Source organism: Proteiniphilum propionicum (assembly GCF_022267555.1).
GTDB classification, from domain to species: Bacteria; Bacteroidota; Bacteroidia; order Bacteroidales; family Dysgonomonadaceae; genus Proteiniphilum; species Proteiniphilum propionicum.
The window spans coordinates 32,744-56,949 of the sequence record NZ_CP073586.1 but is presented as its reverse complement, the minus strand read 5'-3'; the positions used below and the strand labels follow the sequence as shown (position 1 = coordinate 56,949).

General features: G+C 41.4%; 20 protein-coding genes. 5 read left to right on the top strand and 15 right to left on the bottom strand.

What is annotated here, in order from left to right; translation table 11 throughout:
- Window positions 1–214: 214 nt before the first annotated feature.
- The 11 genes from pssA to KDN43_RS00170 form a co-directional block, all read right to left on the bottom strand.
- Complete coding sequence (gene pssA, locus KDN43_RS00220; protein WP_238867696.1) at window positions 215–934, bottom strand: CDP-diacylglycerol--serine O-phosphatidyltransferase; 720 nt, start codon at window positions 932–934, stop codon at window positions 215–217.
- A 2-nt stretch (window positions 935–936) separates the two neighbouring features.
- Window positions 937–1,614, bottom strand: a complete 678-nt coding sequence (locus KDN43_RS00215) for a phosphatidylserine decarboxylase family protein (protein ID WP_238867695.1) — start codon at window positions 1,612–1,614, stop codon at window positions 937–939.
- Window positions 1,615–1,619: 5 nt separating this feature from the next.
- Window positions 1,620–2,231: a CvpA family protein gene (locus tag KDN43_RS00210; RefSeq protein ID WP_238867694.1), complete on the bottom strand. Its 612-nt coding sequence runs from the start codon at window positions 2,229–2,231 to the stop codon at window positions 1,620–1,622.
- A gap of 8 nt (window positions 2,232–2,239) precedes the next feature.
- Window positions 2,240–3,079 carry a glutamate racemase gene (gene murI, locus KDN43_RS00205; RefSeq protein ID WP_238867693.1) on the bottom strand — a complete coding sequence of 280 codons (840 nt, stop codon included), beginning with the start codon at window positions 3,077–3,079 and terminating at the stop codon, window positions 2,240–2,242.
- A gap of 15 nt (window positions 3,080–3,094) precedes the next feature.
- Window positions 3,095–3,622, bottom strand: coding sequence for an OmpH family outer membrane protein (locus KDN43_RS00200; RefSeq protein ID WP_238867692.1), 528 nt, complete (start codon window positions 3,620–3,622; stop codon window positions 3,095–3,097).
- A 44-nt stretch (window positions 3,623–3,666) separates the two neighbouring features.
- The gene (gene infB / locus KDN43_RS00195) at window positions 3,667–6,774 is read right to left on the bottom strand and encodes a translation initiation factor IF-2 (protein ID WP_238867691.1); all 3,108 of its coding nucleotides are present in this window, start codon (window positions 6,772–6,774) and stop codon (window positions 3,667–3,669) included.
- Window positions 6,775–6,858: 84 nt separating this feature from the next.
- Complete coding sequence (gene nusA, locus KDN43_RS00190) at window positions 6,859–8,217, bottom strand: transcription termination factor NusA (protein ID WP_238867690.1); 1,359 nt, start codon at window positions 8,215–8,217, stop codon at window positions 6,859–6,861.
- Between the two features lie 3 nt (window positions 8,218–8,220).
- Entirely contained in the window at window positions 8,221–8,688 is a 468-nt protein-coding gene (rimP, locus tag KDN43_RS00185; RefSeq protein WP_238867689.1) for a ribosome assembly cofactor RimP, read from the bottom strand.
- A 479-nt stretch (window positions 8,689–9,167) separates the two neighbouring features.
- On the bottom strand, window positions 9,168–9,398 hold the full coding sequence (locus KDN43_RS00180) for a hypothetical protein (protein ID WP_238867688.1): 231 nt from the start codon (window positions 9,396–9,398) through the stop codon (window positions 9,168–9,170).
- A gap of 20 nt (window positions 9,399–9,418) precedes the next feature.
- Window positions 9,419–10,756 carry a S8 family peptidase gene (locus KDN43_RS00175; protein WP_238867687.1) on the bottom strand — a complete coding sequence of 446 codons (1,338 nt, stop codon included), beginning with the start codon at window positions 10,754–10,756 and terminating at the stop codon, window positions 9,419–9,421.
- A 278-nt stretch (window positions 10,757–11,034) separates the two neighbouring features.
- Entirely contained in the window at window positions 11,035–11,868 is an 834-nt protein-coding gene (locus tag KDN43_RS00170; protein WP_238867686.1) for a hypothetical protein, read from the bottom strand.
- Window positions 11,869–12,300: 432 nt separating this feature from the next.
- Here KDN43_RS00170 and KDN43_RS00165 point away from each other — a divergent pair, with 432 nt between their 5' ends.
- The 5 genes from KDN43_RS00165 (at window position 12,301) to KDN43_RS00145 (ending at window position 18,587) form a co-directional block, all read left to right on the top strand.
- Window positions 12,301–12,888, top strand: coding sequence for a DUF5063 domain-containing protein (locus KDN43_RS00165; protein WP_238867685.1), 588 nt, complete (start codon window positions 12,301–12,303; stop codon window positions 12,886–12,888).
- Window positions 12,879–13,454 carry a 3'-5' exonuclease gene (locus KDN43_RS00160; RefSeq protein WP_238867684.1) on the top strand — a complete coding sequence of 192 codons (576 nt, stop codon included), beginning with the start codon at window positions 12,879–12,881 and terminating at the stop codon, window positions 13,452–13,454. The genes KDN43_RS00165 and KDN43_RS00160 overlap by 10 nt, the downstream gene beginning before the upstream one ends.
- Window positions 13,451–14,644 (top strand): class I SAM-dependent rRNA methyltransferase, encoded by a 1,194-nt coding sequence (locus tag KDN43_RS00155; RefSeq protein ID WP_238867683.1) that lies wholly within the window; start codon window positions 13,451–13,453, stop codon window positions 14,642–14,644. The genes KDN43_RS00160 and KDN43_RS00155 overlap by 4 nt, the downstream gene beginning before the upstream one ends.
- Before the next feature lie 485 nt (window positions 14,645–15,129).
- Window positions 15,130–16,122, top strand: a complete 993-nt coding sequence (locus KDN43_RS00150; RefSeq protein WP_238867682.1) for a GSCFA domain-containing protein — start codon at window positions 15,130–15,132, stop codon at window positions 16,120–16,122.
- The gene (locus tag KDN43_RS00145) at window positions 16,119–18,587 is read left to right on the top strand and encodes a bifunctional UDP-N-acetylmuramoyl-tripeptide:D-alanyl-D-alanine ligase/alanine racemase (RefSeq protein WP_238867681.1); all 2,469 of its coding nucleotides are present in this window, start codon (window positions 16,119–16,121) and stop codon (window positions 18,585–18,587) included. The genes KDN43_RS00150 and KDN43_RS00145 overlap by 4 nt, the downstream gene beginning before the upstream one ends.
- 163 nt (window positions 18,588–18,750) lie before the next feature.
- Here KDN43_RS00145 and KDN43_RS00140 read toward each other — a convergent pair whose 3' ends face one another.
- From KDN43_RS00140 to KDN43_RS00125, 4 genes are all read right to left on the bottom strand, one after another.
- Window positions 18,751–19,905 (bottom strand): OmpA family protein, encoded by a 1,155-nt coding sequence (locus KDN43_RS00140; RefSeq protein WP_238867680.1) that lies wholly within the window; start codon window positions 19,903–19,905, stop codon window positions 18,751–18,753.
- Between the two features lie 322 nt (window positions 19,906–20,227).
- Entirely contained in the window at window positions 20,228–21,088 is an 861-nt protein-coding gene (locus KDN43_RS00135) for a sigma-70 family RNA polymerase sigma factor (protein WP_238867679.1), read from the bottom strand.
- A 206-nt stretch (window positions 21,089–21,294) separates the two neighbouring features.
- A complete protein-coding gene (locus KDN43_RS00130; RefSeq protein WP_238867678.1) occupies window positions 21,295–22,821 on the bottom strand; it encodes a Do family serine endopeptidase in 1,527 nt (508 codons plus the stop codon).
- A 198-nt stretch (window positions 22,822–23,019) separates the two neighbouring features.
- Window positions 23,020–24,195 carry a glycosyltransferase gene (locus tag KDN43_RS00125; protein ID WP_238867677.1) on the bottom strand — a complete coding sequence of 392 codons (1,176 nt, stop codon included), beginning with the start codon at window positions 24,193–24,195 and terminating at the stop codon, window positions 23,020–23,022.
- Window positions 24,196–24,206 lie beyond the last annotated feature (11 nt).

The following is a 24,206-nucleotide window of genomic DNA, read 5'->3' as shown; positions in this document are numbered from 1 at the left end:
AAATTTAATCAGAAATCCCATATGGTGAATGAAAAATATTTAATAATAAAGTAAAGATACAATGAATCGGACAATAGATTGATTATGTTTGTATTATTTAACGAATTGCTACTTGTTGACCCGGGCGCTGACTGAAGTGAAAGAAGGCGCCATATATTCTGCAAAATGCAGGATGGATTGATGCCAGGCATGACTTAAATGACGGCAGATGCGACTATTCTTCGGATTCAGATGCAAAAAATTTGCTTGAAAGTACAATTGAAAGAACAATATATGATACTATTCCAAAGGCAACACCAATTATACCCCAAATGGCAATAAAAGCTATCATCAGCAATATTAAAAGCAATTGTCTCTCATTGCCTTTTAATCTGATCTGTTTTATTTTAAGTGAAAACATCGGTATTCCTGAGACCATTAGAAGAGACATCAGAAATATTGCACCGGCAGTAATATAAAAAAGATATTCTTTTTCACTGGTCAAGACATGCAATCCGCAGCAGTAGCTTACCCAGAAGAGCCCGTTAGCGGGTGTCGGGAGTCCCATGAATGTAGTAGTTTCTCTATCATCGATATTGAACCGGGCAAGCCTGAGTGCGGAAAAAACAGGAATAAGGAATGCCAGATATGGGATAAATAAGCTGCCGGTATCCAGATAGCCGGGAAAGAGGGAGTGGTCACGCAGCAGAATAAACACTGCTGATGCCGGGGCAACCCCGAAACTGACTACATCGGCAAGTGAGTCCAGTTCTTTCCCAATGGCAGAGTATGCTTTCAATATACGTGCAGCCATCCCATCCAAAAAATCGAAAAGTGCAGCAACAGCGACCCATATTGCCACAGCCGTGAAGTTTCCCTGAAAGGCCATAGTGATAGCTATACATCCTGAAAAGAGATTAAGTAATGTTAAAATATTTGGTATCTGTTTCCGCATAACTATTTATCTTTTTGGGGCAGACGTGCAAGAAAGGTTGCGTTGGAACGCACCTCTTCGCCAAGGTCAACAAGGATTTCACTTCCGAGCGGCAGAAAAACATCCATTCTGGAGCCCAGTTTTATAAAACCTAACGGTGAACCTATATGTACCTCATCGCCTTCATTTACGTAGGTGACAATCCTTCGTGCAACAGCACCGGCAATCTGCTTTGTTAGGACTTTACCATGATCGGGAGTCTCAATCAGAATGTTTGTATGCTCATTCTCGTGACTCGATTTTGGCAGGTATGCAGCATGAAAATTTCCCTCCAGGTGAGACATGTGGATGATTTTTCCACTCACCGGTACCCAGTTAGAGTGTGCGTTAAAAAACGACATGAAAATGGAGATCTGTATACATTCTTCTTTGAAAAACATTTTCTCAAACACCTTTTCTATAACAACAACCCTGCCGTCGGCAGGTGCGCTCACCAACCCGTGAAGGTCTCCCTTATAGACCCGGTCGGGTTTTTTGTAAAAGTTAAGTGCCATTGCAAACAAAATTAACGACACCGCCAATATAACTACCGAAAAGAGAGTGTTTGGAAAAAAGTAGAAGATAGCTGCATTAATCATTAGAAGAGCTGCAAAAATTTTTACCAGCGCAATTTTACCCTCTTTGTGTATCCTTATCTTCATGCTTTTTAATTGGTTTCGAAATGACGTTTTTGAAAAGTTGAATCAATAGCGTTTGAGTTAGGCTTGGTTTGAAAAATGCTGTCCGACTTTTTTTCTATTTCCTTACGATACTTTTCAGGTACATATCCATCACTGAATTCTTTATCAATATAAGGAACAATGGCAGGCAAAACCACCTCAACACGCTCAAAGAAGAACGACTCTTCCTTTATGTTTTTCTTTATTATCAACTCGTTTTTATCGAGCATAAGTATCATATTAAGTATAATGCTCAGAAAAAGCATCATGGTACCCGCTGCAATAACGGCACCCAGCAATCGGTTTATGATACTAAGAAAAACCATATCGATAAATCGCTGCAAAAGGCGGCCTATCAGTGAGAGTACTATGGCAATTAATGCAAAAGCAAGGATAAAGGATAAAACCTTTGCAGCATCGGTTGAGAGATTACTTATATTGATTACTTCCGGTAAAATTTTCTCCGCGATCCTTCCTCCGAAAATAGCTGCTAGCACTACTGTTGCAAAACCTATAACCTGCATTACGAATCCCTTGCGGTATCCGTTGATGAAAGCTACAAGCAGAATAATACCTATGGTCAGATCGAACCAATTCATTATTTCAGTTAAAGTGTTGTTTGCCCGGCATCAATCTGTTCATTGAGAAAGAGTGATGCCAGTTGTTTGAATTTCCCGGGCGATTCCGTAGTAAAATATTTTACAGTGCCGTTTTTTGTACATTTTTTATCCATCTCGGGATGCCTTTTCAGATAATCGTTCAGGCTTTCGGCTATATATCTTGCCTGAGCAATGGCTTTTACATTCTCAGGCAGGTACTGATTAATCTTCTGCATCAGCAGAGGATAGTGTGTACATCCCAGTATTATAGTGTCTATTAGCGGATCTCTCTCAAGGAGGCGTTTGATATGTTGTTTTACAAAATAATCGGCCCCCGGCTTATCATACTCCCTGTTCTCCACTAAAGGCACCCACATGGGACATGCTTCGCCTGTTACAGTAAGATGTGGATGAAGTTTTTTAATTTCAATCTCATAAGATCGCGATTGTATTGTTCCCTCTGTTCCTAGCACACCAATATGACCAGTATTCGATAAGCCTTCAACAGACTCTGCTGTTGGACGGATAACGCCCAGTACCCTTCTCTGTGGATCTATTGCCGGCAGATTGGCTTGCTGGATGGTTCTCAGTGCTTTTGCCGAGGCTGTGTTACATGCCAGGATTACCAAATGACAGCCTTGTGAAAAAAACCATTTTACCGCTTCAAGTGTGAATTCGTAAACCCTCTCAAAGGAGCGGTTACCATAAGGAGCACGTGCATTATCGCCCAGGTAAATATAGTCGTACCCAGGCATGATGGCCCTTATCCCGGACAAAACCGTGAGTCCGCCATACCCGGAATCGAATATACCGATGGCACCCGCTTTTGCAGAAAACTGCTCCTTCACAATAGTTGGTATTATTTAACGGATACCCAGTTTTTCTTTTACAAATGGATTTGCATCAACTGCGTCGGGTGAAACGAATGCAATACCCGGATTGGCTAGATCGTAGATAACAGTGAAGTTACGTTCAATACCCACTGCCTTGATAGCATTGATGATCTTTTCTTTTAACGGTTTAAGCATTGCCTTTTCTTGACTTTCAATATCTTGCTGAGCCAGTTCCATGAATTGCTCCATCTTGTTTTCAAGTTCGGTCAACTCTTGCATTCTGCGCAGCTTGATGTTTTCTGCCAGTGACGCTTGGTATGTAATGTAATCGGAATATTTTTTATTGTATTCGTTCTGCATTAACTCCAACTCTTTCTTGTAGTTGTCACTTAAGGCAATCAAGTCCTTCGTAGCCTGCACTTTATCTGGTATCATATCCAGTATCTCCGTAGTGTTCACATAAGCTATGAAAACTTGTGGTACTACCTGCTGAGAAAAGAGTGTTCCACTTGTCAATAAAATAAATACACTAAGACTGAAAAAAACTTTTTTTGTCATAATAATCTATTTTTTGTTGAATAATTAATTATTCATTCATTCATTTACAAAGTCTTCTTTATCTCCGTTTCTTCGTAAGATTCAATAATATCACCAACTTTTATGTCATTGAAATTACGAATGGTGATTCCGCATTCATAACCGTATGTAACCTCTTTTACATCGTCCTTGAAACGTTTGAGTGAATCAAGCTCGCCTGTAAAGATAACTATACCCTCGCGAATCAGACGAATACGGCTGGAGCGTTTTATCTTTCCGTCGCGAACCATACAGCCGGCAACGGTACCTACCTTTGATATCTTAAATACATCCAGCACTTCCACATTCCCGGTTATCTCTTCCTTTATTTCTGGAGAGAGCATGCCTTCCATTGCTGCAGTCACCTCTTCTATGGCATCATAAATAATTGAATAGAGACGGATGTCGACACCCTCTTTTTCAGCCTCCTTGCGTGCGCCGAGGGAAGGACGTACCTGGAACCCGATGATAACAGCATCGGAGGCAGCGGCGAGCGTTACGTCCGATTCCGAAATCTGGCCTACAGCCTTGTGAATCACGTTCACCTGAATTTCTTCAGTTGAGAGGCGAATGAGTGAGTCGGAGAGAGCTTCTACCGATCCGTCCACATCGCCTTTCACAATAATGTTCAACTGTTGGAAGTTGCCAATTGCAATGCGGCGGCCTATATCGTCAAGGGTAAGCATTTTCTGAGTGCGTAGCGACTGTTCACGTTGCAGTTGTTCGCGGCGGTTGGATATTGAACGGGCCTCCTGTTCGGTCTCCATTACATTGAAAGTGTCGCCTGCCTGAGGTGCTCCGTTAAGCCCAAGTATCAATGCCGGTTCCGACGGAGCAGCCTTTTCAATACGCTGGTTACGTTCGTTGAACATGGCTTTCACACGGCCGAAATATGATCCTGCTAGCACTATATCGCCCTGACACAGTGTGCCGTTCTCCACGAGTACGGTTGCCACGTAACCCCTTCCTTTGTCAAGTGATGATTCAATGATGGAGCCAGAAGCTCTGCGATTAGGATTGGCTTTAAGTTCCAGAAGATCGGCTTCGAGAAGCACTTTCTCTAGCAGCTCGCGGATACCGGTACCTTTTTTTGCCGAAATATCCTGCGACTGGTATTTTCCTCCCCAGTCTTCAACAAGATAATTCATCTCGGCCAGTTTCTCTTTTATCTTTTCGGGGTTTGCCCCTGGTTTATCTATTTTGTTGATCGCAAAAACAATGGGCACACCAGCTGCACCAGCATGGTTGATTGCTTCAACTGTTTGGGGCATCACGTTATCGTCGGCTGCAACAATTATAATGGCTACGTCTGTCACCTTTGCTCCGCGAGCGCGCATGGCGGTAAACGCTTCGTGACCGGGTGTGTCGAGGAAGGTAATCTTTCCACCCTCTCCCAATGTCACATTGTATGCACCTATATGCTGTGTGATCCCTCCGGCTTCACCGGCGATTACATTGGTACTGCGAATACTGTCAAGCAACGATGTTTTCCCGTGGTCCACATGGCCCATTACCGTTACAATGGGGGGACGGGGAATCAGGTCTTCAGGATCATCCTTCTCTTCGGCAATAGCTTCTATCACATCGGCACTTACATACTGGGTTTTGAAGCCGTACTCTTCAGCTACAATGTTGATGGTCTCTGCATCGAGACGCTGGTTTATGGCTACCATAACGCCGAGGCTCATACAGGTGGAGATGACGTTTGTTACGGGAATATTCATCATGTTGGCCAAGTCATTGGCAGTTACAAACTCTGTGAGCTGTAATATACGGCTTTCTTTCTCCTGTTGCTTGAGCTCTTCCTGATATCTCTGGGCGCTTGCTTCTCGTTTTTCACGGCGGTATTTTGCACCGCCTTTTTTCCCTCTTTTTTCGGTTAGGCGGGCAAGGGTTTCTTTTATCTGCTTCTGAACATCCTCTTCACTCACCTCCGCCTTTATCGGTTTCCTGAGCGACATTCTTCTGTCGTTTCCTGAAGCCTGGTTGTATGTACCGGGTTTATCGATATTGACTTTACTCGTGCGGATACGCTTACGTTTTTTCTTCTTGCTCTCTTCGTCGCGTTCGGGTGAGACAGTGTGTTTTTTCTTTTCATCAATAGCTTCTTTCTTCAGCTGTTTCACCTTTTCTTCTTTCAGCTTTTTACTGTCAAGGGCTTTCTGCTCCCGTTCCAGACGCTCTTTCTTTCGCTGTGCCCTAGATTTCCTGGGGGGGCGTGTGCGATCGTTTATGGAGTCGAGGTCGATTGACCCTTTAACCACTATGTTCGGCTCCAGTTTATTTTTGTGGATGCGGAAAACCTTATCGCTCCTTGTCCCTTCAGCTTTTTTCGCATCTTCAGCTACGGGCTCGCTTTTTTGTTTAGCCTCGTCATCTGCGGGTTCTTTTTTTTGTTTCACCTCTTCTGCTGCTGGTCCGCTTTTTTGTATAGCCTCATCCGTAAAAAGTTTACTCTTCTGTTTTACCCCTTCCACAGGTTTCACCTGAGCTTTTTCGGGGACTGAGGTTTCGGTTTCCTTGGTCTCAGCCTTTTCCTTTTCTGAAATATGTGGTTTCTTTTCCACGGGCTCTGCACTCTTAATCTCCTCTTCTTTTACCTGTGCAGGTTTTTCCTCTATAGTTACTTCAGGCTGATCCTGTTTGATTTCAGGTTCAACTGAAGGTTGGGGAACAATTTCCGGCTCATGGGGGAGAGTTGTTTTATCAGTTTCCGCCGCTTTTTCACTTACCGGCACCTCTTTAATCGGCTCAACTTTCTTTTTGTTGAGGCTGTCCAGGTCGATGCTGCCTACAACATTGAAATGGGGCTTCATCTCTTTTGGGATCTCTGTTTCTATAATCTCTTTTTCCACTTTTTTTCTGGGAGTCTGTTCTTCGGGGAGTTCGTATCCTTCTATTGCAACAGTTTCACGTTTTTCATCGCGGCGGTGCATCTTCTCCCGTGTCTCATTGGCTTCCCTGCGAATATTTTTGTCTTTTCCGAATTCTGCAATCAGTATTTCATACTGTTCATCCTCTATTTTAACGTTAGGATTTGCTTCTATTTCAATACCTTTCTTATGGAGAAATTCAACCAGGCTGTTGATCCCCACATTCAAATTTTTCGATACTTTTATTAGTCTTATAGGCATATATCTCTTCTAACCTTTACTCTCTTTTTATATTGTGAACAGTATTGTTTTTTTATTACTCGTACTATTTATCAGGTACGCACATTATTCAGTCTCATCAGGCGATTTGTTTGTATCCGGTTCATCGTTTGTATCCGGTTCATCGTTTGTATCCGGTTCATCGTTTGTATCCGGAGCATCCAAATCATCTTCATCTTCAAACTCATAGCGCAAGATAGCTAGTATTTCATCAACTGTACTCTCTTCCAGATCGGCTTCCTTGATGAGCTTTTCACGATTCATTGCAAGTACATTCTTGGCAGTGGAACATCCTATCTTTTTCAGCTGATCTATAACCCAGCCATCAATTTCGTCACGGAATTCATCAAGATAGATGTCTTCTTCGTCCACTCCCTCTATATCACGGAATACCTCTATATTATAACCAGTAAGCATTGATGCCAGTTTAATGTTGGCACCTCCTTTTCCAATTGCCAGAGATACCTCCTCAGGGTTGAGGAAAACTTCGGCACGGCGCTCTTCTTCTTTAATGGTAATAGAGTTGATCCTTGCAGGGCTTAACGCTCTTTGAATGTATAGCGTGGTATTGTTTGTAAAGTTGATCACATCGATATTCTCGTTGCGAAGCTCACGTACGATACCGTGAATACGGAATCCTTTCATTCCCACGCAGGCCCCGACAGGATCGATGCGGTCGTCGTAAGCCTCAACAGCTACTTTAGCACGTTCTCCGGGGATGCGGGCAATACCTTTTATAGTTATAAGGCCGTCAGCTATCTCAGGTATCTCCTGTTCGAACAGACGTTCCAAAAACACAGGTGATATGCGTGAGAGAATAATCCTGGGATTGTTGTTCTTATTCTCTACACGTGCAACCACAGCACGGGCATGCTCTCCCTTTCGGAAGAAATCACTTGGTATCTGTTCGGTTTTGGGCATGATAAGTTCGTTGTGCTCATCATCCAGAAGCAATAACTCCTTTTTCCATACCTGATAAACTTCACCTGAGACAATTTCGCCCACCTTTTCTTTATACTTATTATAGAGATTGTCTTTTTCCAGTTCCAGTATTTTGGAGGCAAGTGTCTGTCGAAGGTTGAGAATGGTGCGGCGTCCAAAATGATCGAGAGACACCTCATCTGTAACCTCTTCTCCCACTTCAAAATCTTCGTCTATCTTCAATGCTTCCGAAAGGGTAATCTCACGGTTGGGATCCTCCAGTTCATCGTCTTCCACTATCACACGGTTGCGCCATATCTCGAGGTCGCCTTTGTCGGGGTTAATGATGATATCGTAGTTCTCATCAGTACCGCTGCTTTTGGAGATCACATTGCGGAACGACTCTTCCAGTACACTTATCAGTGTGGCTTTATCGATATTTTTCAATTCGTTGAATTCTGAAAAAGTATCGATGAGACTGATGGTTTCTTTCTTCTTACCCATATATTATTTGAATCGTATAAGATATTTTGAATATTTTACTTCATTGAATGCGAAGCGGATATCTTCTTCCACTTCAATTTTACGTTTGGCGCCTTCGGGCTTAATCTTTTTAATGATCGATAGCGTGAAGCCGTCATCATCAGACGATTTGAGCACTCCCGTAAGCTTTTGCCCTTTTTTGCTTAGGACCTCAATCTCTTTCCCTTCAAACTTTTTGTACTGACGCAGTATTTTGAAGGGTGAGGTGAGTCCGGCCGATGTTACAGTCAGCTCATAATCTTCTGTATCGCGATTGAGCCTCGACTCAAGGTGTCTGCTTAGATCAGCGCAGTCATCAATATCCACACCCAGATCGTTGTCAATCTCAACTGTGATGGAATTGTCTGCGCCCACTATTACATCCACCAGATAATTTGCTGAATTCTTCAAATACTCTCCGGTGAGGCCGATTATCACCTTTTTTTCAATCATATCCCTTTCATGAACAAAAAAGGAAGCGGTGTTTCCTGCTTCCCTCGTCCTTTACGTGTGCAAAGATATTATTTTCAAACGGATTCACAAAATGTTTAGTTGTTTTTTTGCTCGTGAATAGATTTTGTTATCTGTCAAACAAACATGTCGGAAATATCAGGATTGGCTCAAATTAATTAGACTCACAGCCATGTTGCGTTTATAGCTAAATATTTTTAAAGGCGATGTTTTATGGTACATACTTTCATACAGTTTGTATTCTTAAATGCTCCAGTTCACTTTTAAAAGTTGTGTTTTACAGCTCATACCTGTACGCGACCGTTAAAGGCGTGGCCAATGAGAGAGAAGAATCGGGGAAGCATGCAACGGGCACCCCGAAAAATACCGTGATATCATATATCTATATATACTTAGCATGGATGCATGCGAAAGTTCATAAATTTATAATTATTCCTGGGAGTACCTTACCGTGTCAGCTGTCATTGAATATCAGAATCAGGTGGTGGAATATCTATCTGTTTTTCTTCTGTTAATGAGACTATCCCTTCATGATTGCGAATTCTCATGATCGACTCATCCTCGGCAAAACCTATTATTACACCGAACTCATATAACCGGGTGATGGTTAAGCCTTCTTCACGCAAGCTCTCGGCCAATGAGTTAAGCCGGTCTAAATAATATTCAGATATTGTAATTACGATATGCCTCATTTTAATAAATTTATCTGGCCTTAAGGTGCAATGGATAACCCATCACCCACATCCTCCGATGATAAAGGAAGGCTTCTGGCCAATTTCCTGAATTCATTCTCGATATTCTGAGCCGTTGCGCCTGGATATTTCTCAAATAGAAGAGCCATGATTCCTGCAACATGAGGAGTGGCCATGCTGGTTCCAGAGATAGTGCGATACCTTACAGGCATTCGCCATGAAGAATAGATTGCCACACCGGGAGCTGCAATATCAACCAATCCGGTTGGATTGATAGCCCTGTTTGAAAAATCGGCAACATTCAACTTCGAATCCAAAGCGGCAATTGCGAGGATGGAGGGACAATCGGCCGGACTTCCCACAGGGCTGAACTTGTTTTTTGAACGTCTGCTCTCATTGCCTGCAGCAGCAACTACAATTGCACCTTTTGATTGAGCAAAAAGGGCAGCTCTCTCATACGCTATGTCGTATGCCTGACCGGGGTCTACCTTCGATCCCAGCGACATGGATATCACCTTGCATCCACCGTTGGCTGCCCATGTCATTCCGTTAAGGACCCACGACTGGGCACCGCTCCCTTGATTACTCAATACTTTTCCCGCATAGATATGCGATTTTGTGGCTACCCCGTATCGCAATCCGTTCTGATCTACAGATCCGCATGCTGTCCCAATACAGTGAGTCCCATGTCCGTGAAAGTCGTTAATTGACTCATCGGGGACAAAAGAGCTGGCAGTGATACTCCTACCTTCAAAATCGGGATGGCCTGTATCAAAGCCGGTATCCAGTACCGCAATCTTTATGCCCTCCCCGCTGTACTGTGATTTAAGTGCTTCAATAGCCTCTACACCCCATGCCGATATAATATCTGTGTCAACAGTAATATCGTCGGGCAGATAGACCACTTTTTCCTGTTCAATAATATAATCTGCCGATGCTTTGGCTACCTGAAGCCGTTTAATCCGGTCATCTTCAATCCCCAGAAGGGCTATGCCTAAATCATTAAAAACCAGAGCATCCGCATCTTTTATATTACTTTCGTTAGGGGGCTTAGTTACGAAGTCTGCGGTATTTGCAACTGAAAGGGCCCACTCTGACTTTAAGAAGCTAGTGACTCTCGCTATACTTTTAGCTCCCTCTTTGAGAATTAACAGGTGCCTGCCCGTGTACATGGGATTATCATCACCCTGCTTGTCATAAATCTCTTCTGGAAACTTACTAAAAGAGGTCTCCCGGTTATGATTATCCTGCAATAATGACTGTTTCCCTAATTTTGGAGGTTTCATACGATTAAAGCTATTTTTTTCAAAGACTTCATATAGGCTCTTATATGTCAACCCGAATCCTATTAGTTTCATAAAGACGATAATTTATAATCATAGAACTCTTTATTCAACTTTTACATCTGTAACTTTTGTGGTAGAATAGTTCATATTAATGTGTTGTCGCTTGATTGATCAGCAGGTAATATTTACAGAAGAATAGTTCATTGAAAAGGTAAAATTAATTTTCACGCGTGGCCGCTGACCAGCGAAACGCCATAACATCTCAAATAGCTATCTACGTATCGCATCGATAAACGTGTGAGTTAAACTCCCCCAAAAATAATAACAATTTCGTTGGAATGCTGTTCAAATCAATCCATTTCTTTAATGAAATCTTCGTCAACTATTCTTAAATTAACAGTTCCAGCTTTATCTAACGAACCCTTATTGTCTGCTTCAACTATTCCCTTTGCCAGCAATACATTTAGTGCAGCCCTCTCACGAATGTTCATACGCTGATGAGTATTGAACCTGTTCCCTTCACCTTTAATTTTTTTCAGTATCAGTATTTCATCCTTACTTAATAATTCGATTTTCAGCCTTGCATCGGTTTCCGATTTTTGAGAAATCTCATTATTTGCTCCCTCTCTCCATATGGCAATCTCAGCCTTTTGTAGTCTGTTATCTTCCATGATGGAGAAAAGGCTTGGGAGGTAAAGTCTTGTGTAAAAGTATCCTGAAATAAATCCGGCAACAAAAAAATAGATAAGAACCGCAATCATTATGGGCCTTGCAAAATCACAATTTAGGTTTTCGCAGTCGGCATTCACCAGTATATAGTCTGCAATACTTTGAAGATAACCCGGTATCTTGCCCAGTTGGGTGAGAGTGACCCCCAAGATAATCTTGGTTAGCCAGTCAGATACATCTTCGAGATTGGTGTTCGGGTTGTATTTGGTGTCTCTGCCGTAATTTTCCCCAGGGTTGTAGTCCCTGTTGAGACGGGGTATCCCGAAGATAAAACCCAAAACAGCTCCTGTTATCAGTGATGCAAGGGCTACAATGATTATCAGTCCCAGAAAATCCCAATAGGTTAGCGAGATTGTAGCGCTCAGAAAGCATGTTATAATACCTGTAACAATTAATGACAAAGGTAACAGATGAATTGCATGTTTCATTTTTAATGGCTGTTCGTTCTTTTTCATAGTTTTGTGAAGTTAGTTGTTTAATCCACTGCTTCTGCTATCACTTCCGTACTGCTTCGTACCTATAAAGCATCGAAGGGCTATTAAATCCTCAATTCCATAATATTACCTCTGAGATATGTCACTTTAAGCATAAAAGCCCCTTTTGAGCAGATATTCAATATCGACCTTTGCCTGATTGATGTTTTGTACGGCTTAAAACATTTTTTATGGAGTGCAAGATAACGGAATCTTTTGAAAAAGACAAGATTATAGCATCATTTTTGATTTCCGACCAGATTGTTGACCCTGTTAAGGACGACGCCCAAGCATCTCGTATCAGAAAATCCCGGTTGTTATTATCGAAGATAATACCTATCATTATCGAAAATCAGGCATATCATTATCGAAAATATTGTGTACTTTTGTCCGTTAAAAGGACAAGAATTGTGTATGAAAGATGAAATTATGGAGAGTCCTGACAGAGGTAAAATTGTTTTTGACAGGAGTGTTATCGACTTCGTTACTGTTGCCGTGGAATTCTGTGCTTTTCTTGAGAATGAAGAGAAGATGCCTCGCAGCAAGTGGGTGGATCGGATGCTTAAGATTCTGCCAATTCTATATGTGAAAGCGTTATTGTTGCCAGATGTAATATCTTCTGATGAAGACCTCCCGGCCACATTCGTACGTGAAGAGGATTATAACAGAGTGGCAAGCTCGGTGGCGAATATAATGGGTGAGGAAAATGTTTACCTGGATGTTTTTGTGGATGATATGAAGTATAGTGACACACCTGTTTCAGCTTTTATCTCAGAAAATGTTGCTGATATTTACCAGGACATAAGGAATTTTGTATCTGTATATCAGCTTGAGCTTACGGAACAGATGTATAGTGCGTTGTATTTATGCAGGGAGAACTTTAATATTTTTTGGGGTCAAAAGCTGGTTAATGTGTTGAGGCCGCTGCATGCGCTGAAAATAAAGGAAATGGAGTTGCCGGGTGAAGAAGGGAATTTAATGGGGGAAGAGTTGTGGGATTGACTATATCAAAGGAACAGTTGGCTGAATTACCGATAGAGAAGTTCGAGGGAAAAATATTCGTTATCGATAATGAAGGGGATTCGAAGAAAGCTTGTGAGTATCTCTCCAAAATGAATGAGCTTGGGTTTGATACTGAAACCAAGCCGTCGTTCAGACGTGGACAGGTGAATAATGTGGCGCTGATGCAACTTGCAACTGAAGAGGAGTGTTTCCTATTTCGTCTTAACAAAATAGGCTATCCCGATGAGCTTGTGTCGATAATGAGCGATCCGGGGATCAAAAAGATAGGCCTTTCGTTGCGTGACGACTTTGCCGCAATTCGTAAACGTTCAGTACGTAAACCTGTGAATTTTATTGACCTGCAGGTTTTCGTGGATAAATTCGGGATTGAAGATAACAGCCTGCAGAAGATATACGCGATATTATTTGGTAAAAAAATCTCCAAAAACCAGCGCTTATCGAACTGGGAAGCTTCAATACTTAAACCTGCCCAGCAGTCATATGCTGCTTTAGATTCCTGGGCATGCCTCAGGATTTATAAACATTTAACCGGCATATATCAATGAATAGTTACAAGGAAATTGTTCTGCGTCCAGGTAAGGAGGAGTCGCTAAAACGCTTTCACCCATGGATCTTTTCAGGAGCAATTGGCAGTAAGCCAATCGGACTGGAAGAAGGAGAGGTGGTTCGGGTATTGGCATCAGATGGAAGCAGCATGGGAGTGGGGCATTATCAGATAGGCAGTATTGCAGTGCGCATGTTATCATTTAATGATGAGCAGATAAATGAGCAGTTTTACATGGGCAGGCTGGAAAATGCTTTCATGATTAGAAGAGAATTGAACCTGATAAGGTCTGATAACAACACTTTCAGGCTGGTGCATGGAGAGGGTGACCACCTCCCCGGGCTTATAATAGATATTTATGGCAATACTGCAGTAGTTCAGGCACATTCTGTAGGGATACACAGAGATATTGGCCTCATCACGGATGCTTTAAATCAGGTTATGCCTTCAGGTACGCTGAAAAATATATTCTACAAGTCAGAAGGGACACTGCCTTACAAAGCCGGATTATATCCGGAGGACAGGTATTTGTCAGGAGGTGAGGATGTAAGCGATACTGCAATGGAGAATGGATTGAAATTTCATATAGACTGGCTCAAAGGACAGAAAACCGGTTTTTTCATTGATCAGCGCGAAAACCGGAATCTACTGGAGCAGTACTCAAAAAACAGGACCCTGTTAAACATGTTCTGCTATACAGGGGGCTTCTCGGTTTACGCTTTAAGGGGAGGGGCAGTAAAAGTTGACTCCGTGGACAGCTCTTCAAAAGCGGTATCGCTTACCGGCAAGAATGTCTCTTTAAATTTTGGTGATGATAGGCGTCATAACTCATGTGCTGCCGATGCCTTTAAGTATCTGAAACAAATTAAGAATGGCGAATACGACCTTATTGTGCTGGATCCTCCAGCTTTTGCAAAACATCGGGGAGCTGTAAATAACGCTTTGCAGGGATATAAAAAGCTGAATCTTTCTGCACTGGAGAAAATAGCCCCCGGAGGAATTGTTTTTACATTCTCCTGCTCGCAGGTAATTACGAAAGAGCAGTTCCGCCTGGCTGTGTTCTCCGCTGCAGCTATATCTGGACGGAAAGTGCGTATCCTGCATCAACTTACCCAGCCAGCAGACCATCCCATAAATATATATCATCCCGAAGGAGAGTATCTGAAAGGATTGGTCCTTCAGGTAGATTAAATGGTACCAATGTCAAATTATGAATTTGTGAGCACCAATGTCAGGTTGGGTGTTAGAAATGGTGCGTTATATGGTGTCATTGTCAGGTTTTGTTGGTACAAACGGTAGATTAAATGGTACGAATGGCAGTCTTTAGAGCGTGAGAGCACCATTTGTAGATGACCGCAAAGTTGAAATAATTGTACTTTGGATTGAATAATAAACTAAAAATCCGTTTTAAAACTAAATAAAACGCTCCTTTTTGGTTAAAATGTGCAAAATGTAATTTTTTTTCCCCTGTAAAGTATGTTTTATAACACAAAAAGGCTTACATTTGCATCGTGTTTTTCATGGTATTAGATTTAAGGTTAACAATGAAGATTGGTTGTCGTGAGACAACCATTCCTTTTTAATACACTTCTCCTTACCTTTTTTACAAATTATAAACTGTTAGATTGATCTGATTGACCGGTTTATTGTTAATTTTGTACTGAAAATGCTCCAATATGGATTTTAGAACACGCATACAGATCACGGAACCGGATATCTTCATAAAGCATTCTACAGAATTGATGCTTTTCGGATCCTGTTTTTCTGAAAATATCGGCATTAAGCTTTTACAGAATAAGTTTAAGGCAGATGTAAATCCGTTCGGTATTTTGTATAATCCGTTTTCTGTTTCCAATTCGATAAAAAGATTGATCTCGGGTGAACATTTTTCTGAGAGAGACCTTGTTTGCTATAATGGCATGTATCACAGCTTCATGCATCACGGCCATTTTTCAGATACGGATAAACAAGTGTGCCTTGAAAAAATCATGGAGCGATTTGAGAGAGCAGCAGGCATTATTCGTAATGCAGGGCTCTTCCTGATCACTTTTGGAACTGCCTATATATACAAATGGAAAGATAATGGTATGCTCGTGAGTAACTGCCATAAATTTCCTGCGTGCAGATTTCAGAGGTCCCGCCTTCAGGTAGAGGAGATTGTGGAAGAGTGGAACGAAGTTATTACTCAAATTTTATCCATCAATCCCGATTCAAAATTTATTTTTACCGTTAGCCCCGTGCGACACTGGAAAGATGGTGCACATGAGAACCAGGTCAGCAAATCCATTTTGCATTTGGCTGTTGACTCTCTTAGGAATGGCTTCGCTGGTAGTGTGTACTATTTTCCAGCTTATGAGGTGATGATAGATGAACTACGGGATTATAGGTTTTATGAAGATGACATGATCCATCCGTCACCTTTTGCGATAGACTATATCTGGCATCTTTTTGCTGAGGCTTTTTTCTCTTGCGAGACACGCGAAGTGAACAGAGAGTGGGAGCAGATAAGAAAGGCAATTTTCCATCGGCCCTTGCATCCCACTGCCAGATCATATAAGATGTTTTTAGAACAGACATTACAAAAACTGGAGCTTTTTTCAGATCGTCATCCTGAGATCGAATGCGAAGAAGAGAGGGCTCTATTAAAAGAAAAATTATACAGATCATGACTTATAAAATTCAACAAATAGCTTCTATACTGAACGTGTCGCACGATAAGTTGCATCCAGCCGGAATTTCAGTACTTCTTACCGATAGCAGAAAACTGACACATCCTTCTGAAACACTTTTTTTTGCACTTGTAACTAAAAACAATGATGCTCATGCTTTCGTCAGGGAGCTGTATGATTCAGGTGTACGTAATTTTGTCGTTTCAAAACATCTGGATGAATGGGACAATTTTACTGATGCAAATTTTCTGCAGGTGAAAAACAGCTTACGGGCACTACAGAAGATTGCAGCGTATCACAGATCCCGGTTCGACATACCTGTTATAGGTATTACAGGAAGTAACGGAAAAACTATAGTGAAAGAGTGGCTTTATCAACTGTTGGAAAAAAATTACAATATTGTACGCTCACCAAGGAGCTACAACTCACAAGTAGGTGTGCCATTATCTGTTTGGCAACTGGATAAAGAGGCTGGACTTGGCATTTTTGAAGCCGGGATATCTATGCCTGATGAGATGGAACTGCTGGAACCGGTTATCAAGCCTACTATAGGTGTGTTGACAAAGATAGGAGAAGCGCATCAGGAAAATTTTACTTCTCTACAGCACAAATGTATGGAGAAGCTTGAGCTTTTTACCAATTGCGATGTGTTTATTTATGATGAAGACAATGAATTGGTGTCGCGTTGCGTAGACCTGATGGTGCTCTCTCAGAAGGCTTTTTCTTGGTCCAGAAAAAACAGGGACGCGCATCTGTATATTTCTGATATTAAGAAAAAAGATGAAACAACTGCAATCAACTATTCATTTCTTGATTTAGACGAATCATTTGTTATCCCGTTCACAGATGAAGCATCAATAGAGAATGCCATCAATTGCCTTGCCGTAGCCTTGTACCTGCATGTATCACCAATTGAAATATCCTCAAGGATGCTTACTCTTGAGCCGGTTGCCATGCGCCTTGATGTTAGGAAAGGCAAGAAAGAGTGCCTTGTAATCAATGATGCATATAACTCTGATATTAATTCTATCAAGATTGCTCTAGATTTTCAGCAGCAGCGAAAGATGGACCGTCCTTTGAAAAAGACAGTGATTCTTTCGGATATTCTACAGACCGGGGTTCCGCCAAGAACGCTATATAAAAAAGTGGCTGAAATGGTAGAACAGAGCGGCGTTCATAAAATAATAGGAATAGGACAGGATCTTTATGCTAATCACGATCTTTTTGCGATACCCGAAAAATCGTTCTATACCACAACCGAAAAGTTTATTCTTTCCGGTGAATGGAGGGATTTTCATCAGGAGCTTATTCTTCTTAAAGGTGCCCGTAAATACCATTTCGAAGAGATAAGTTTGCTTATTGAGGAACGTATCCATGAAACAATGCTGGAGGTGAATCTTGATGCAGTTGTTCATAATTTCAATTTCTACAAATCGCGATTGCAACCCGGCATCAAGCTTGTATGCATGGTTAAGGCAAACGGATATGGGGCAGGAGCAGTGGAGATAGCCAAAACACTTCAGTATCACCGTTGCGACTATCTTGCGGTAGCTGTAGCCGAAGAGGGTATTTTGCTCAGAAGCGAAGGAATTTCATTGCCTGTCATAGTGCTTAATCCCGAAGTGAACGGTTTTGAGGAACTCTTTTCTAATGACCTCGAGCCGGAAATATATAATTTTCGCATTCTTGAAGCTTTTATCAGAGAGTCTGAGCGAAGAGGGATCACCGGTTATCCGGTACACCTTAAAATTGATACAGGTATGCACCGTTTGGGATTTCTCCCAGAGGAGATACCTCAACTGACTGCTATCATCAAGGCCCAGAAAGGGCTGAAAGTAAACTCAGTATTCTCTCATTTGTCTGCCAGCGAAAGTTGGGTTTTCGATGATTTTACACATCAGCAGATGGCAACATTCGACAATGCTGCAGAAGAGATTGAAAAGGCACTAGGCCATCATTTTTACAAACATATTCTTAACTCTGCAGGGATGGAACGTTTTCCTGCAAACAATTGGGAAATGGCCCGGCTAGGAATAGGATTGTACGGGGTAAGCGCAAGCGGGCTTGACGGACTTAGAAATGTAAGTACCCTTAAGACAACCATACTTCAGATAAAACAGATTCCTTCAAATGAGACTATCGGTTATGGAAGAAAGGAGAAACTAGACAAAGATGCACGTATTGCCACCATACGCTTCGGTTATGCTGACGGGCTAGACAGACAGTTCGGTAACCGTAAGGGAAAAGTTCTTATAAACGGCCATTTTGCACCTATTGTAGGAAATGTGTGCATGGACCTGTGTATGGTTGATGTAACAGATATACCTGCCAACGAGGGAGATGAAGTTGTATTGTTTGGTGAGGGGCTTGGCGTTGTTGAACTTGCAGAAAGCATTGGTACCATTCCTTATGAGATTCTTACCTCTATCTCTCCGCGTGTTAAGCGAGTTTATATAAAGGAGTAATTATATACATTCATTCAGGGAAGCATAACTCATTCCAGGTAACAATAAAAAAATAATAGCATTTCAAGCTGATAACGTCATGGTTAAATAGTATAACCTGTTTCAGGTAACAAAAAAAGCATCTCGGACGAGATGCTTTTTTATTTATTATGTTGCTGTTGAATTACTCAACAAAGAAAATTGCAACACGGTTCCAGTCGTTTTCTGCATATGGCTGTTGGGTATCACCCTTCCAGTCAATAGAGATGCGATCGCTGTCGATTCCGTATTCGTTGGTTAACGCATCGGCAACCGCTCTTGCACGTCTTTCAGAAAGTGCGAAGTTGTATTCAGGAGTACCTGTTTGTTTGTCAGCGTATGCAACTATGTTAACCTTTGCATTTTCGTTTGCTTTTAGATATTCAGCAGTATTGTAAACGCTCACCTGCTGTCCCTTATCAATCTTGGAAGAGTTGATACGGAAGAACACAACGTTGGGAACATAAACTCCTTCTGAAATAACTGTTGGCTGTACTTCAGGACATTCTGGACAAGATTCTGGTCTGAGTCTGAGTTCTTCGTTTTCAGCGCGCAGTCTGTTGATCTGGCTGTTCAGGTCGTTAATCAGGTTGTAGTCCATCAATTCGGCAGGAGTGAAGTTCTGTTTTCCGCCAAGGCCGAATTTAATACCTGCTGTTCCTGTAAACATGTTGTCCCATTCATAGTCTTCGCTATTGATTCCGTCGAACGAGTCTTGAACAACTCTCCAACCAAGTTCCAGGAAAAGAGCTACATTTCTTGACAATTGGAAATTGTTGATCAACCCAGCATTAAAAGTAAATGTCTGGTTTTGATGCTTGAAAGTGCTTCCGTCAGGATTCGGCTTTTTCCAATCATCATCTAATCCGTACATATAACCCATTCCCAAGTATGGAACCAGGCTGTAAACTCTTTCTGGATTATATGAACCCCAAGCGTTAATAACATTGTACATTAAATCCACATGTCCGCCAAGCCAGTTGTTTTTAGCAAAAGGAGCATTATCAGCTTCATGTTTAATGTTTCCTCCATCAATAACAAGACGAGCACCCCAGTTAGGAGAATTCCAGCGTCCGAATTCGATTTGACCCATCCATCCAAGACGGTCTGAGAAATCTGAATCCGCATCACGTTCTGCTTTCGTATTATAGAGGTTAGTTCCGCCTCCAAGACCAATATACCAATTGTCACTAGATTTGTTTTTCAGATACACAGTACCATGAGAAACGTTTTGTACTTCTTGTGCACTTATGCTGAAAGCAAGAAGAGCAGAAAATAAAAGTAAACTAAACTTTTTCATAAATTTAAATTCTAATTAAACATTTTTTATTACAATAACTCGATATTTTTTGTTGTATGTTATTTACAGTACCGTATTCAGTACTACCTTATCAGGTTTATGTTTAACGTTCACATTAAAAAAATGTTCGACAATTTGCCATAAAATATACAATTATGGAAGCAAAAGCTTGTACAATTGCGCTTTCTTAGGCAAACTTTGGAATGCAAATATAAAACTTAATTTTCACATAATCTCCTTTTTGTGTAAAAAATCACCAATTTAAGCCTACATATAGATTTTTTTACTATTTTTTCTATTGGAGCTTTACACTAGACAGGATTTATCCCAGGTAACTTTTCAATAGTTTACTTCTGGAGTCCTGCCTTAGTCTTCGTATTGCTTTTTCCTTTATCTGGCGAACGCGCTCACGAGTCAACTGGAATTTATCACCGATCTCTTCAAGTGTCATCTCCTGGCAGCCTATGCCGAAAAACATCTTAATGATATCGCTTTCTCTCTCAGTAAGAGTAGAAAGAGCCCTGTCTATCTCCTTTTGCAGTGATTCGTTGATTAGGGTCCGGTCAGCGATGGGTGCATCATCGTTAACCAACACATCAAGCAAGCTGTTATCTTCACCCTCAACAAAAGGTGCATCCATGGATATATGGCGACCCGAAACCTTCAGGGAATCTGTGACCTTCTCAACCGAAAGGTCCAACTCCTGAGCAAGCTCTTCTGCTGAAGGCCTGCGCTCATTTTCCTGTTCAAATTTTTGAAAAGCTTTGCTTATTTTGTTAAGCGAGCCCACCTGGTTCAATGGTAACCTCACTATTCTGGATTGTTCGGCCAGTGCCTGCAGGATGGATTGACGAATCCACCATACAGCATAACTGATGAACTTAAATCCCCTGGTCTCGTCAAATTTTTCGGCAGCTTTTATCAAGCCAAGGTTGCCTTCATTTATAAGGTCTGGTAAGCTTAGTCCCTGGTTTTGGTATTGCTTGGCTACTGATACTACGAAACGGAGGTTGGCTTTTGTGAGTTTTTCAAGAGCCTGACGATCGCCTTTCTTGATAGCCTGGGCTAATTCCACCTCTTCTTCTACGGTTATAAGATCTTCACGGCCTATTTCCTGAAGATATTTGTCCAGAGAAGCACTTTCGCGATTGGTGATCGATTTTGTAATTTTTAATTGTCTCATTTATCTTTATTAGTCTGATTTTTTTAATTGGAACTAAGGAGGGAGCGCAAAGTTACAAAATATTTTTGTTATTAATTTACGATATAAACCATATTCCAAACATATAGCAAAGGAATATGGTATTTAACCGACTCCTTTGCTATAAAAACACAAATAACTCTGTTTTGTTACTGAAAAGGCAGTAATTAACCTTCGTTAACGCTATGTCATTTATTACCAGTCAGATCAATGGCAATATATTGGGTTCTTCCATTCGGATAAAAACCTGCTACAAGCAGTACTTTATCCTGACGGTTGCTCGTGGAAGCAATAATTTTGGCTATATCGCTTTCACTGTTAACCGGAGTATTGTTTATTCTCATAATGATGAACCCTTTGTTGATGCCCTCTTTTCTGAAAAGCCCGCTGTTTGTAACACTTACAACCTCTATACCGCTTGATATGCCCAGTTGTTTTTTCCTTTCATCGGGGATCGGTTTGAAAGTAGCGCCCAATGTGCTGATTGAATCGGAACTGCGGGTAATTTCTGTGCTGCCTTCATCATTTTTAAGTTCTATGTTAAAACTATGGCTTTTGCCATTGCGGTCGACTGTCACACTGATCTTGTCACCGGGCCTGTATCTGTTCAACTGGCTCTGTAATTCTGCAAAATTGCGGATAGGCACATTGTTGATGGCGGTAAGCACGTCTCCCTTCTGTATGCCTGCAGCCCTCGCGGCACTGCGGTCACTGAAATCTTCCACAAGAACACCTTTTATCTGCGACAGCTCACGTGCTTTATCTGGGTCCTGACGTCTTATGTTTTCTATATTCGGAACCTGTATGCCTAAAACCGCACGCTGTACAGTGCCATACTCTTTAAGATCGGCTGCAACCTTTCCAGCTATTGAGATGGGAACGGCAAAAGCGTAACCTGCAAAATTTCCTGTTTGGGAAAAAATAGCAGTATTTATGCCTACCAGCTCACCTCTGGTGTTTACAAGGGCGCCCCCGCTGTTCCCTGGATTGACGGCTGCATCAATTTGAATGAACGATTGAATGTTAAGGCTGCCTCCTCCCATAACGTTGCTTCTGTTTTTAGCACTTACTATACCGGCAGTAACGGTAGAAGTCAAGTTAAACGGGTTGCCCACGGCCAGAACCCATTCTCCTACCTCAAGAGCGTCGGAGTTGCCGAATGTAAGATATGGAAAATCTTCACCTTCTATCTTAAGCAGAGCAATGTCGCTCTGCGGATCTGTGCCAATCACTTTGGCTGTAAATTCACGATTGTCGTTTAAAGATACAGATACCTCAGTGGCATTCTCCACCACATGATTATTTGTTATTATATATCCATCCTTTGAAATTATAACGCCGGAGCCGAAACCGACCTGTTCACGCTGCTGAGGTATGCGGTCGCCAAATCCGAAGAAATAGTCGAACGGATTGATATACTGCTGCTGGCTTATTGTCGTAGTTTTTACGTGTACTACACCGTTTACCGACCTGGAAGCAGCTTCTGTGAAATCGGGATACCCTTCTGATGTTGTAAGATTGGTGAGTACAACATTTTTGTCTTGGTTAAATGAGTTTGAATAGGTTCCAATTTCTTTTGATGTCACATTTCCTGATGCATCGGCACGACTACTGTTGTTTTTGCCGATAATATTGTAACCCAGTAAAGTAACTACTGAGCTCAAAATAGCAACCAGTACGATTGCAATTACGTTTTTAGTGTTACTTGTATTCATATTAGTAATATTGAATTTATTTTTTATCACAGAACAACAAATATAAGACAAATAATGTGCAGATTTTCATCAGTAAGATTATCTTTTTAACACTTTTAACTGAATCAATAATTGATTAACCGCATTTAACCCCATCCGCCATAATCAAAAGGAATTTTCAACTGACAAAATGGCGCTTGACCCTTTTTTATGATCGGTTTATCGTCGTAATCCGTTTCTCCTGTTGGCATATTTTCTGAATTGCAAATTATTGAAAGGTTGAAAAATATCAAAAAAGATCAGATTTATATGATATCTTCCGGCTCGAAAGAGATGGCTATTTTTGTTGATTACTGCAAGCTGGACTAAATAGCGGATTACAAAGAGCAGGAAGGTGAACAGCAAAAGCAAGTAGTTATGCCAGACAATACCTAATGCCGTAGCAGCTATGAATACTGTGTAAAACACATATTTGGAGAAGGTCTCACAACCGAATACCCTGGAAGGGAAACCTTCATAAAACTGTTTTGTGTATAAATACTTTGACTTTAACGCTCTCCATGTGGAAAAGTTGTCAACACTGTCTGTTTCAGTTATGCTTTCTGGAGAAATAACCACACCGGTAATGCTTCTGCGTGCAATCCTGTTGATATACAAATCATCCTCACCACCGTCAATACTCAACACCTGCGAAAAGCCTTTATTCTTGAAAAAAAGCTCTTTTTTATAGGCCATATTCCGGCCAATTCCCATGAATGGCCTGTGTGCAATGGCCATGGATAAAAACTTCAGATGATGGATGAGGTTGTCGAATATTATAAAATTTCGCATGTGAACATTTTTCCGGATCAACAGCTTGCTATATCCAAGTACAATCTCTTTTCCATCTAAGAATTCTTTCCCATACTCCTTAATCCATAGTCTGGAGCATGGCCTGCAATATGATTCCGTAAAGAGGAGTATGTCGTTTTTTGCTGCTTTGATACCCAGTGTGAGCGCCAGTTTTTTTTCGTTTATCTCATCGGCTTCTGCAGGTACATAGGTGTGGTAGAGGCGTGGATATCTTAGTTCAGCGGCTTTCAATACCATGTCAGTTTCATCTGATGAGCCGCTGTTTATTACAATAACCTCGAAATTGGGATAATCCTGTTCAAAAAAAAAGGGCAGGTTCTTCTCCAGCTCTTCCGAATTATTTTTTGAGGAGATTATTACTGAGATTCCAGGCAGTTCTTCGTCGGGGACGATACTCCTTTTTCTCTTTTTCTCGTATAAATAAGGTTTTCTGTAAACTGAAAGATAAAAAAAGAGTTGAATCAGAAAGAAAAGAAACAGTGAGCCTGTCAAAATCCATTCAATCATGGAAAAATGTGGTAAAGCTGAAAAGATACTATCCATTATAGCATTGA